The sequence below is a fragment of the Marinobacter sp. V34 genome (assembly GCF_055524115.1).
The window spans coordinates 136,889-148,942 of record NZ_JBUPZY010000006.1 but is presented as its reverse complement, the minus strand read 5'-3'; the positions used below and the strand labels follow the sequence as shown (position 1 = coordinate 148,942).

The window sequence follows — 12,054 nt, the reverse complement described above, 5'->3', positions numbered from 1 at the left end:
CTGCCGGTACTCTCCATAAATGGTGCACCACAACATAAATGGCGCACCACAAATAGTGCCAGTAGGTGGGATTTTCTCGATGGGGCGTCGGTTTACAATGTATGCCCCAACAACCCCAGAACCCCGAGGATGATCAGGTAGCCCGCCACGATGTAGTTAAGCAGCTTTGGAAACACGAGTATGCCAATGCCTGCGCCCAGGCTGATCAGTGGCGCCAGTTCAAGGTGAAGTGTCATAACAGTAATATCCCTGTCGAGTACGTTGGAGCATGTTTTTGCTATCTTTCATCGTAGTCTGTAAGTCTGCACAGTGCATCCACGCACGCCTCGATCTGTGATTCGCTCGCACTCGCGAATCCCATCACCAGCCCGGTCTGTGCGGCTTTTCCGATGTAGTGCTCGCTGAGGGCAGTGCTGCCGAAGCCCAGGTTCCTCAGTTGCTGACTCAGGGCGAGATCGTCCACGTTCCCTTCCAGAACCAAGTGCATACCGGCGCTTTCCGCTATCGGGTTCAGCCTGCCGCCAAGCTTTTTCGAAACCCGCGCCTGGAAGTGATGCCATTTATCACGATAGAGCTGACGCATACGGCGTAGATGCCGAGTGAATTGGCCGCTCTCGATGAATTCGGCGATGGTTGCCTGTGTTAGTAAGGGCGTCTCTCCGCCGCTGACACGCTTGGCCCAGAGGAAATGATCGATGAGCGGCTCCGGTACGATCAGGTAACCGACGCGTAGGGCTGGCAACAACGTCTTGCTGAAGCTACCCACATAGAGAACAGGGGCGGTATCGAACATGCCCTGAGTGGCTGCGAAGGGTTTGTTATAGAAATGGAATTCGCTGTCGTAATCGTCCTCCACGATCCACGTCTGGTTTTGGTGCGCCCACTGTACAAGTGCCATGCGCTGTGACACATCAAGAATGCCGCCCATCGGGTATTGGTGAGTCGGGGTGCAGAACAGCAGTTTGGCGGCGCCAAGGCTGTCCAGGATGCCGACATCCAGCACCTGATGTTTGAGCGGTACGGGCAGCAGCGGGTTGCCGTGACGGCCAAGGGCGTATCGGGCGCCCCGGTAGCCGGGGTTCTCCACAAAAACTCTGTCACCGGGTTTTAACAGCACGTCTGCAATCAGCGACAGCGCCTGTTGCGCCCCATTTGTGACAATAACCTGGCGTTCCTGGCAGCGCACACCCCGTGAGGTCCTCAGATAGTCGGCAATGGCCCTTCGCAATGGCTGGTAGCCTTGGGTTGTGTCATAGCCGCGAAGGCTTCTTCGGCTCTCCTGATGGTGCAGTATCCGGTTCCAGCTGCGAATGGGAAAGGCGCCGATGTCGGGTAGGCCGGGCTGGAAAGGCAGATTGGCGTCTTCCCCGAGCCTCACGCGGCCAGCGGGAGCCGGCGGCAATGGTGGCAAGGCCATGGCCTTTGTGGTTTGAGTGGCTCTGCCGGTGGGTTGGTTGATGGCCAGGTTGAGGTCTTCATGCACGAATACGCCTCGACCAGCCTGGCTTTGCAGAAAGCCTTCAGCCTTCAGTTGGTCGTAAACGGCGTTAACGGTGTTGCGGCTGATTCCAAGGTCTGCAGCCAATTGACGGCTGGAGGGCAGTTGGCTTCCCGGCGGGTAACGTTGATGGATAATGCGTTGGGCCAGGTGTTGATAAAGCTGCGTTTGCAGCGGTTTGGTGTGCTCGAACCGTATATCGTCAATCACCTTAACTGGTCCTATTGAAATCTATAATCTGGATCTTTCCATGGTATCAGATGTTTTTTCTAATAGAGGCGTACTTTGCAAAAGGAGCATACGATGTCTCGGAAGGAAATCACGGATACCCCTTTATCACTACCGTTATCACCGCCGTCATCACCGCTGTCTTGCTGTCCTCGCAGCCGGGTGAAGCGCGCGGCCAGGAGAGCCAGTTATGAGCGGGCGCCGGCTTACGCCCTGATCGATCGGTTAAAAACAGCGCATGTGGGTTTTGTTGAAGAAGGTGAGCCACGCATTATCCCGATCACGGCCTGGCGTCTTGCTGACGATCTTTACCTGCATACACTCAGCGGTGGCAGGTTGGCGCAGACGCTGGCATCGGGACAACAGTTGTGCATTTCATTCGCTGTGACAAACCAGTGGGTGATGACAAAATCGGCGTTCCACCACAGTGCCAACTATGAATCGCTGGTGCTGTTCGGCAGGGCCTCGCCAGTGTCGGATGATCGTGAGTTCGACGCCGCGTTCCAGGCCATCATTAATCAGATTGAACCGGGCCGTTGGGAACAGGTGCGTACCCCCAATGCAAAGGAGCGGAAGGCGACGGCATTGTTCCGGATTCCGATCGAGGAGGGCGCTTTCAAAAGCCGGGATGGCGGTCCTGGAGAGGAACCCGAGGATATGGCGCTCCCGGTGTGGCACGGTGTGCTGCCCGCGTAAGGCGAGTGCAGGCGTTGATGCCCCCGATCGTTGGCCGGCAGGTTATGATTGGGGTTCATTCGAGGTAAACTGTGTACTCAATCGTCTCACTTACTTGCCAGATAACACAGGCAGCAATGCATGTCCGATGTTGATCCCCTGAAAGCCCTGTCCGATATCGCCAGTGATGCTCACACACGCATCCAGGCCGCCCACGAGCACATCAACCCGGTGTTGGAAGTGCGCCGGGGCATGCGTGATACGGGCATTCCCGCCGATGTTATGACCATCGATTGCTTGCGCACCCGTCGCCGCATAACGTTGATCCTGCACGACAACCAGCCAGGCGTGTTGTTGTATCAGTTCGTGACCATCGATGATGAAGTGGGTGATGAGTTCCAGGGCATGGCGTTGTCGGAGGTCAGTGCCCAGGCACTGGTGGACTGGATGCAGGATTATTTTGGATAAGCCGGCCTGTGCCGGGATGAACCGGTGCGCCATTCGCGGGCTGGAAGGTTGGACGCCTGACACACGAGGGGCAGCATGGAAGCATTATTGATTATTCTGGCACTTGGTCTTGCCATACTCCTTCCGGTGGGGGCAGTGCTGGGCATTCTCGCGTTCTCACGACGCCGCGATCAGTCGGAACGCGTTGAATCCTTGGGCCGGGAAGTATCCCGATTGCGCGAAGAAGTGACCTATCTCAAGCAACATATGGGCGGAAAAGACCAAGGCCAACCGGCCCCGGAACTTGAACTCGACGAAGCCGTTGTTGAGAATACGCCAGCCTCACCCGAAATATCTCCATTGCCTGACACAAATCCCCTGCCTGCGGATGCTACGTCACGCTATCGACCTCGTTTTATCCAGGCCCTGAAGGATAACTGGATGGTCTGGCTCGGCGGACTGAGCGTTGGGCTGGCCGGTATCTTTATGGTCAGCCACTCTATCAACGCGGGAATGATCGGCCCGTCGCAGCAGTTGGTGTTGGCGCTGCTCAGCGGTCTAGCGTTGCATGTGGGAGCGGAATACCTGCGCCGTCGTAACCGGGGTGCGAACGACGTATTCGCGGCGCTGGCGGGTGGTGGCAGTATCACTCTCTATGCGGCGTTGCTGGCAGGCGTCCACCATTACGGGCTGGTCGGCCCAACAGTGGGCCTGTTCGGGCTTGCCATTGTGTCCCTGGGTACCATGGTTCTGGCGCTGGTTCATGGCCCGTTGCTTGCCGTCATGGGGTTGAGCGGCGCCTACCTGGTGCCGTTATTGATTGGTAGCGACGACGGCAGCGTCGTTTTTGTGTTGTCTTACAGTTTCCTGATCACCGTCAGTTCGTTGATGTTGATGCGTTATGTCTATCGGGACTGGCTCTGGTACGCCACGTTATCCGGCGCGTTGCTGTGGTGGTTGGCCACATCCAGCGGAGCCGTCATCGGCGCATCAACAGCCTGGTACATCGCCGCCCTGTTTGTGGTGTTTGCCACGGTTCCGGTTCGCTCAGAACAGGCATTGCCGTATTTACGGGAAGTTTTGATATCGCTGCTGGTTATCTGGGCGTTATCGATAATCGGGCAGGGCAGTCGCCCGATTTTCTGGAGTTGGCTTCTCATACTGCCGGCTGCAGTGCTGGTGCCGCAGAGTCGTGGAGCGCTCTGGTTCCTGCCCTGGGGCGCGGTGCTGGCCAGTGCGTTGGGATGGCTCGGATATGTCGGGCGTAATGGCACTGAAATCACCTATGTTACGCAGATAGCGTCAGAGCATCAGGGTGGTTTGCTGTCCTACCTGATTGGGGGCGCCATACTTTCCACCGGGCTCGGGTTGTGGCACTGGGTTCGCCAGAATGATCGTCGCCGGTGGGCCTCCTTCACCCTGTTGTCGCCACTGGTTTGGGCGGTACTGGGTTGGCTGTTGATACACGGTCATCAAACGTCATCCGCCTGGTCGGTTGCGATGTTGCTGGTTGGCGGCGTTTACGGCGTTCTCGCGTGGAAGCTCGAAAGCGTGCAGCGCTATCGGGTGGGCGTTGTCTGGGCAGTGATGGCGGCACACGTCAGCTATTCCCTGGCGGCGATAATGATTGTTCGTGAGGCGTCACTCACCCTGGCCCTGTCGGCTCAGTTTGTCAGCCTTACCTGGCTGGCGCGGCGTTATCAGATGCCCGAGCTTCATCTGCTGTTGAAGGTGGCCCTGGCGTTGGTGGTGGCACGGCTGACGTTCAACCCCTGGCTGCAGGATTACGATACCGATCTCCATTGGTCACTCTGGAGCTATGGTGGTGCTACGCTGTTTGCCGGCATTGCCACTTGGCTGGCGGGGAAGGATCGTGCCATTCGTCCCTGGCTGGAGGGGGCAACCCTCCATCTACTGGTACTGTTTCTGGGTGCCGAGATGCGCTACTGGCTTTACGATGGCGATATTTTTTCCCAGCAGTACAGCTTTACCGAGGCCGTAATCAACACACTGCTTTGGGGTGCACTGGGTGTGACCTATACGGTGCGTGCCGGGGCGAGTGAGTCACTGGCCTGGCTGTACCGGTTGTTCTCGCGGATACTGGTCGCGCTGTCGATGTTGAGTTATCTCGCTCTGGTGACGCTGCACAATCCCTGGTGGGGCGGCGGCCATATTGGTAATGCAGCGATCATCAACATGCTGCTTCCCGCATACGGTGGCCCCGTTCTGCTGGCGATTGCGGTCAGCCGGTTTCCATCGCTTGCGCCCCGGTTCTGGTCGTTGTGCGTGGCGTCTGCAGGCTTTCTGCTGTTTACCGCGTTGGAAATCCGACAACTCTGGCAGGGGAGTGATATGGGGTTGTCGTTCGGTATGTCAGAGGGTGAGCTTTACAGCTATTCAGTTGTCAGCCTTTTCTACGCCATTGGCGCTATTGCCTATTCCGCCAAACGTGACAATGCGGTGCTCTATAAGGCGGGCATGGTTCTGTTAGGTCTGGTGATTGCCAAGATTTTTCTCATTGATATGGCAGGCCTGCAGGGGCTTTGGCGAGTGGCGGCCTTTATGGGGCTTGGGCTGGCGTTATTGGGATTGGCGTGGATGTATCGAAAAGCGCAGGGTATCGCGGCCCCGCCCTCTGATTAGGTGGGGCCATGAGCGGCCCCACCCTGGCTATTACTTCGCTGTGATGGTTTTCATCACAAGCTTGCCGTCTTTCTTGATGGGACCGTCTTCCTTGGCGCCCAGGGTGTATTCGAAAATGCCGGTTTTCATGCCGCCGTCTTCGCTATGAAGCATCAGCATTAGCATATCACCGGATTTGACGTCTTCGGTCAGGATGGCGGCCACATCTGTATTTTTACCTTCACGAAGGGGGGCGTGTGCCACCACCGGCCCGGGCTTGCCACTCTCATCTGTGCGATGTACTACGAGCCAGCCATTTTTCTCAGCAACCACTTTTTTGGCAGTGACGGTGCCGTCCGCAACTGATTGATTGTCTCCCCAAACCCCGACTTTCATGTTGTCCATTGCCAATGCGGAACCAGAAGCCAGAGTTGCGGCTAGAAATGCGCTTGTCATCAAATGCTTCTTCATTGTGTTCTCCTTGCTTTCGGGTTGATCCCATCCTGGTGTCTTGTTCGATGGGTGTAACCACAGTTACGGGGGGAGGTTCCCAAAAGTTTCAGCAAGGAAAAAAAGAATCAATGAGAGGGTTCGGAGGCCTCATCAGCAACGGGATAAAGGTAACCATGTATGGCTGGCCCGGTAGGCTGGCCAGTGGGTGAACCACCTACGGGCTCTACGCTGATGCCGAAGGTGGCTTCCTTCAGCAGCTCAGGGTCGTAGTCACGAAGGGCAGCGCGCTCCAGCTTGAAGTTGTCGTTGAGTACGCCCAGGGAACGCGGGTTCGGCCCGAGTGAATCGGCCTTTATCCACATCTGGTAGGATTTTCCCTGCACGGGTTTGGCCGTTACCGGACGAATCTGCATTTGGCGGTTGGTCAGATCTACCGAGAGCATGAAGGCCGGCTGCTGGTCGTTCTCCTGGAACACGGCTACAAACGACTGCGAGCCCTGTTCAGGTGCAGGTTGGAATGCCAGGACTGCAACCAGCACCATGGCGGCCGCTGAGGCCAGGGCGGTACTCCACTGCCACCGCCGCAGGCGCTTGTGCAGGGAGACCACGTTGGAATTGTCGTGGCTGTCAGTATTGATACCTGCTCGGCGCGTCTCGAGGGCATCGATATCTTGTTCAATCCGTTGATACAGCTCGGGGTCTGGCGTGACCGGCGTTACTTCATCAGCCAGTGCAGACAAGCGCTGCTCCCAGGCAGTGATTATCTCGTCGAGATCCTGTTCGCTTTGCCGACGCACGGCCACAGCGGCCTGCTCCCGGGCATCCAGTGTGCCCAGGACGAACTCTGCTGCCAGCATGTCCAGATCGTCGCGGTCGGTCATGGTGTGAGACACCCTTTCAGTTGTTTCAGCGCCCGGTGTAGCCAGGTTTTGACAGTATTCACCGGCTGATCAAAATGCGTGGCCAGGTCTGCTCTGGACCAGCCGTTAAGATAGGCCAACCGCACCATGTCGCGGCGATCTTTTTCCAGTTCCTCCAGGCATAGGTTCAGTTGGTTCACGGTCTGCTGGCTTTCCACTTGTGATTGGGCATTGGGTTCTTTGCTGGCAAGCTGCTCCAGCTCATCTTCCGGTGCCTTGCGACTTACCGGCTGCTTTCGCAGCTCGTCGATAGCACCGTTGCGGGCAATGGTGACCATCCAGGTAATCGCAGAGGCCTTGGACGCGTCGAATTGATCCGCTTTCCGCCAGATCTTGATATACGTATCGTGAACAACTTCCTCGGCCCAGCCCCGGTTATTCAAGATACGGATTATGGTGCCGAGAAGTTTCGGTGCCGTTGCTTCATACAGTGTTGCAAGCGCTGAGCGGTCTTTCGCGGCAACGCCCTTGAGCAGCTGGCTGAGTTGATCGGGAGACACTGACAAGGATGGCGACTCCGCGCCTGAGTGCGCGCGGTCAGTAGTGGATGAACTGAATGGTTCAGACATGCAGGAGTCGCCAACGGGTGTGTGAATAGTTGCCTCTTTATACGGCAGATTGCCGTGTTCGGGTTTGTGACGTCAAGCAAGTTTGCGCGCCAGACCCCTCACCAGCGATAGCGAACGCTGGCAACCACGCTGCGGGCTTCGCCGTAGTAACACCAGTAATCACAGCTCGCGACGTACTCCCTGTCCGCAACGTTGGTGACGTTTACCTGTGCCTGCCAATTGCGGGTTACATCGTATTGGGCCATCAGGTCCAGGACTGTGTAGGAGGGAACGTTGGTCGTGCCGTCGCGGGTTGAGCCCACGTAGCGGGCACCACCGCCGATTTTGAGGCCGGGCAGTTGGTCGACAAAGCTATAGTCCAGCCAGGCCGAGGCCATGTGCCTTGGGATAAGCGGGGACGCGCGTTCGCTGTTGTCGGTTTCGGTTTCCTTGATGGTGGCGTCGTTGTAAGTGTAGGCGGCCGTCAGTTCCAGTTGGTCGGTGAGGTAGCTGACACTCTCCACTTCGAAGCCAGCTGTAGTGCGCTCCCGGTCCTGAACCTGGAAACCAATGTCAGTTCCCAGTGAATTTCTTTCCTCGATCCGGTAAACCGCGGCTGTTACGTAACCATCCAGATCGTCCGGAGCGATTTTGACGCCGGCTTCCAGCTGCTTGCCTTTCCTTGGTTCGTAAAGGTCGCCAGTGCCATCAGTACCTGAAATGGGCTGAAATGATTCGGTGTAGGACACGTAGGGTGAGAATCCATTCTCGGCCAAGTACATAACCCCACCGGAGAGGGAGAATTCATCGGCATCGGCTTCCTGTCGAGTGCCGGCTGTACGATTGATACTGTCTACTTCGGCTTGGTCAAAGCGACCCCCAGCCAGGAATACCCAGCGATCATCCAGGCGCAGTTGGTGTTGGAGGTAGTAGCCTGTTTGCTGTTTGTTGATGTCCTGTACGATCAGGTCGGATGCCGTGATAGGCGTGAAGTTGCCATACTGTGGGTCGAACAGGTCGATAGGGCCGCCAAACGGAGTTGAGCCCCCGGCGCCATTCTGTTTGCCTTCGTTTTCGAGATCCTGATAATCCACTCCGAACAGCAACGTATGTTCAGTGCGGTCGGTGAACCACTTGCCCACCAGGCGGTTGTCGACGGTCCAGCTGTTGATCTCACCGTCCCGGTAGACCAGATAGCGCTGACCTTCCCGTGGACCGGTCTGGAAGAAGATAAAGCTACTGCGCAACAGCAGGTCTACCTGGCTATAGCGGAAATCTTGTTCAAAGGTCCAGGTGTCATTGAGGCGATGACTCAGTGAATAGCCGATGGCTGATTGGGTGCGTTCGTTCGTGTCGTAGTCTGGCTCGCTGTAGTTGGTGGAAGGGTCCACCTTACCAAAAGGCGTTTCGTCTACAGTGCCATATGGCAGCTTGAAGGAATTGACTGGAATGGCGTCGTCCTTCTGGATACTTGCCAGTACCGTGAGCTCCGTTTGGTCGGACATATCCCAGGTCAGGCTTGGTGCCAGGTAATAGCGTTCGTTTTCCGTGAAGTCCAGGTCGCCTTCGTTATATCGGTACAAGCCAACCAGGCGGTAGCGAAGGTCATTTCGATCGGCGACGGGCCCAGACGTATCGATCCCAAGCTGACGGTGTTCGTCGGTGCCTGCCTGCAGATTGATCTGGCCCTGGGCAGTATCGGTAGGTCGCTTACTGATTGCATTGATCACACCACCCGGAGGTGCTTCGCCGTACAGAATGGACGCAGGGCCTTTGAGTAGTTCTACTCGCTCCAGTCCAAAGGGTTCTGGCAACCATTGATAGAACCCCTCGCGATAGACCCGCAGGCCGTCCTGGTAGGTGGATTGGTCGAACCCCCGAATCTTTAGCCAGTCGGTATCGTTGTCCTCACCATACTGTCCCGAGAGCACCCCGGCGCGATAGCGGAACGTTTCATCAAGCGCTTGCACGTTGCGCTCTTCCAGTTCTTCCTGCTCCACCACCGAGCCGGGGCGAGGTGTTTCCATCAAAGGGGCTTCCACCTTCAATGCGGTTGCGGACACAACCAGCTCTCCCAGGCTCGTTGGCGCGTTGGTATCGTCCTGCGCGACGGCGATAGCTGGAATGCAGATTGTCGAGCAGGTTGCTAAAAGGGTTAGTGAGCGCCTGATCACCAGTGCGAGCTGGTGTGGATTGGGGGACTGGGCCATCGAAAACCTCCGGGAAACACTGGGAGAGAAGTGAACGAATGTTCATGTTGATGACGGCAATAATATCAGTCGCATAAAATAATGCAAATCAATCTCATTATTATTTATGATAAGCGTACTTGCTTGTAGTTCTGTGTTCGACGTCATGACGTGACGAGCCGAGGAAAGTGCTTTTTTGAGTAGCAAATTCGGATATTTGTAAATAGAGTTAAGGTCTTAGCAGCATTTTCGATACAGCCTTCCAGGAGCGTGCCCGTGTCCGAGTCAGAACAGTTCGCCAGCGACAACTACAGCGGCATTTGTCCACAAGCTTGGGCGGCAATGGCCGAGGCGAATGGTTCTGATGAACCGGCGTACGGCGAAGACCGATGGACACAGCGGGCGGCGGATGGGATTCGTGCTCTGTTCGACACCGACTGCGATGTCTTTTTCGTGTTCAATGGCACCGCCGCAAACTCACTGGCGCTGGCGTCGATGGGGCAGTCGTTCCACAGTGTGATCTGCCACGAACTGGCACACATCGAGACCGACGAGTGTGGAGGGCCGGAGTATGCTTCCAACGGTGCAAAACTGCTTTTGGGCCAGGGGCCGAACGGTAAGCTGACGCCACAGAGCATTGAGCACCTGGTCACCAAGCGAACTGATATCCACTATCCCAAACCCAAGGCTCTGAGCCTGACCCAGGCGACTGAGGTGGGTACCGTCTATTCCCCGGACGAGCTACGTGCCATCCGGGAAACGGCTGACCGTTTCAATCTGAATATTCATATGGACGGAGCCCGTTTCGCCAATGCCGTGGCGGCGCTGGATGTGCACCCTTCAGAGATTACCTGGAAAGTCGGCGTGGATGTGCTGTGTTTCTCCGGCACTAAAAACGGCCTGGCGCTGGGGGAGGCGGTGGTCTTTTTCAATCGCGCGCTGGCGGAAGATTTTGAGTGGCGATGCAAGCAGGCAGGGCAGTTGGCCTCGAAGATGCGTTACATCTCCGCACCCTGGTGCGGGCTGCTCGAGGGAAATGTGTGGCAGGAGAACGCACGGCATGCCAACGCCTGTGCCGAGCGACTGGCACGAGGACTGGAAGGGTTGCCGGGAATGACACTTCGGTATCCGCGGCAGGTCAACGGCGTTTTTGTTGAGATGCCTGAACCGGTGCAGGCCGCTCTGCGGGAGAAAGGCTGGAACTTCTATAACTTCATTGGCGGCAGCGCTCGCCTGATGTGTTCCTGGTCGACCACCCCGGAGCAGGTGGATCGTTTTCTGGCGGACTTGCGGGCGCTGGTATGCTGATTTTGGCGCCGGCCTCTCGCCAGCGCCGTCGCTTCATGATATATCAGCACCGTGTTTGTCCCTCTATAAATTCCGGAATCAGTAGCAATGCCAAAAGCAGGTGAAATCAAAAAGAATTCGGCGATCGAGTACGAAGGTGGTGTCTACTTTGTAAAGGATATCGAGCGCTCGGTCCCGCAGGGGCGGGCTGGCGGTAGTCTGTATCGCATGCGCCTTTACGACGTTGTAACCGGTCATAAGATCGACCAGACCTTCAAGGACACCGATATGCTGAACCTGGCGGATCTGGTCCGTCGGGCAGCAACGTTCTCCTATTCTGATGGCGAGGAATACGTCTTTATGGATAGCGAGGACTACACACAATACAGCCTCAATGGTGAATCCATTGCCGAGGAGCTGTTGTTCGTTAACGAAGAGACGCAGGGGTTGATGGTGATTCTGGTGAGCGACGCGCCAGTGGCTCTGGATCTGCCCCCAACAGTGGACCTTCTGATAGAAGAGACCGACCCGTCGGTAAAGGGTGGCTCGGCAACAGCGCGCACGAAGCCGGCTAGACTCACCACTGGCCTGGTGGTGCAGGTGCCCGAACATATCTCCACGGGCGATCGCATTAAGGTCAATGTCGAGGAACGGAGGTTTCTGGGGCGAGCTTAACCCACGGCTTACCCAATAGCGGGGCTTTCGTTGCCGTTGCGGCTCATAGCCCCGCGTCTTTCACATTCTCCATTACTACGAACGTGCTGGTCTGCAACACATGGGGCAGTGCCGATATCTGCTCCCCCAGCACTTGCCGGTACTCCGCCATGTTCTGCGTGCGTACTTTCAGCAGGTAGTCGAAGTTGCCGGCAATCATGTGGCATTGCTCTACCGCCGAAATTTGTTTCACCGAATGATTAAAGGCGGCAAGGGCATTGCTGCTGGTGTCGTTCAGAGTGACCTGGGCGAAGGCAATATGACTCTGCCCAAGTTTGGTCTGATTGATCAGGGCGGTGTAACCGGTGATGTAGCCCTGTTCTTCGAGGCGCCGCATGCGGACCTGGCAGGGGGTTTTTGACAAACCAACGCGTGACGCGAGTTCGGTGATGGTCACCCGTGCGTGTTTTTGTAGTTCGCGGATGATGGAGAGATCGATTCTGTCCAATTCGACCATAATTTATTTCCCGAGA

At 56.6% G+C, this 12,054-nt stretch carries 12 protein-coding genes; 5 read left to right on the top strand and 7 right to left on the bottom strand.

The annotated features are described in order from the left end of the window. Nucleotides 1-92: 92 nt before the first annotated feature. Together AC0B60_RS11795 and pdxR are read right to left on the bottom strand one after the other, a co-directional pair. Nucleotides 93-236: a DUF3096 domain-containing protein gene (locus tag AC0B60_RS11795; protein WP_007152669.1), complete on the bottom strand. Its 144-nt coding sequence runs from the start codon at nucleotides 234-236 to the stop codon at nucleotides 93-95. Between the two features lie 41 nt (nucleotides 237-277). Beyond that, complete coding sequence (gene pdxR / locus AC0B60_RS11790) at nucleotides 278-1,708, bottom strand: MocR-like pyridoxine biosynthesis transcription factor PdxR (protein ID WP_465085999.1); 1,431 nt, start codon at nucleotides 1,706-1,708, stop codon at nucleotides 278-280. 93 nt (nucleotides 1,709-1,801) lie between these two features. Between pdxR and AC0B60_RS11785 the strand changes: the two genes are divergently transcribed. The 3 genes from AC0B60_RS11785 to AC0B60_RS11775 all read left to right on the top strand — a co-directional run bounded on the left by AC0B60_RS11785 (nucleotide 1,802) and on the right by AC0B60_RS11775 (nucleotide 5,491). Next, a complete protein-coding gene (locus AC0B60_RS11785) occupies nucleotides 1,802-2,422 on the top strand; it encodes a pyridoxamine 5'-phosphate oxidase family protein (protein WP_465085998.1) in 621 nt (206 codons plus the stop codon). A 120-nt stretch (nucleotides 2,423-2,542) separates the two neighbouring features. Continuing rightward, the gene (locus AC0B60_RS11780) at nucleotides 2,543-2,869 is read left to right on the top strand and encodes a hypothetical protein (protein WP_465085997.1); all 327 of its coding nucleotides are present in this window, start codon (nucleotides 2,543-2,545) and stop codon (nucleotides 2,867-2,869) included. Between the two features lie 75 nt (nucleotides 2,870-2,944). Continuing rightward, nucleotides 2,945-5,491 (top strand): DUF2339 domain-containing protein, encoded by a 2,547-nt coding sequence (locus AC0B60_RS11775; protein ID WP_465085996.1) that lies wholly within the window; start codon nucleotides 2,945-2,947, stop codon nucleotides 5,489-5,491. 30 nt (nucleotides 5,492-5,521) lie between these two features. Here AC0B60_RS11775 and AC0B60_RS11770 read toward each other — a convergent pair whose 3' ends face one another. From AC0B60_RS11770 to AC0B60_RS11755, 4 genes are all read right to left on the bottom strand, one after another. Beyond that, nucleotides 5,522-5,941 (bottom strand): DUF7282 domain-containing protein, encoded by a 420-nt coding sequence (locus tag AC0B60_RS11770; protein ID WP_465085995.1) that lies wholly within the window; start codon nucleotides 5,939-5,941, stop codon nucleotides 5,522-5,524. Nucleotides 5,942-6,048: 107 nt separating this feature from the next. Further along, nucleotides 6,049-6,804 (bottom strand): anti-sigma factor, encoded by a 756-nt coding sequence (locus AC0B60_RS11765; protein WP_465085994.1) that lies wholly within the window; start codon nucleotides 6,802-6,804, stop codon nucleotides 6,049-6,051. Beyond that, nucleotides 6,801-7,412, bottom strand: coding sequence for a sigma-70 family RNA polymerase sigma factor (locus tag AC0B60_RS11760; protein ID WP_465085993.1), 612 nt, complete (start codon nucleotides 7,410-7,412; stop codon nucleotides 6,801-6,803). The genes AC0B60_RS11765 and AC0B60_RS11760 overlap by 4 nt, the downstream gene beginning before the upstream one ends. A 98-nt stretch (nucleotides 7,413-7,510) precedes the next feature. Continuing rightward, nucleotides 7,511-9,601 (bottom strand): TonB-dependent siderophore receptor, encoded by a 2,091-nt coding sequence (locus AC0B60_RS11755; protein ID WP_465085992.1) that lies wholly within the window; start codon nucleotides 9,599-9,601, stop codon nucleotides 7,511-7,513. Between the two features lie 255 nt (nucleotides 9,602-9,856). Between AC0B60_RS11755 and AC0B60_RS11750 the strand changes: the two genes are divergently transcribed. Further along, nucleotides 9,857-10,888, top strand: a complete 1,032-nt coding sequence (locus AC0B60_RS11750) for a threonine aldolase family protein (protein WP_465085991.1) — start codon at nucleotides 9,857-9,859, stop codon at nucleotides 10,886-10,888. Between the two features lie 87 nt (nucleotides 10,889-10,975). Continuing rightward, entirely contained in the window at nucleotides 10,976-11,542 is a 567-nt protein-coding gene (gene efpL, locus AC0B60_RS11745; protein WP_465085990.1) for an elongation factor P-like protein EfpL, read from the top strand. Between the two features lie 43 nt (nucleotides 11,543-11,585). On the opposite strand, the gene AC0B60_RS11740 is transcribed toward efpL, so the two are convergent. Next, nucleotides 11,586-12,038, bottom strand: coding sequence for an Lrp/AsnC ligand binding domain-containing protein (locus tag AC0B60_RS11740; RefSeq protein WP_465085989.1), 453 nt, complete (start codon nucleotides 12,036-12,038; stop codon nucleotides 11,586-11,588). Nucleotides 12,039-12,054 lie beyond the last annotated feature (16 nt).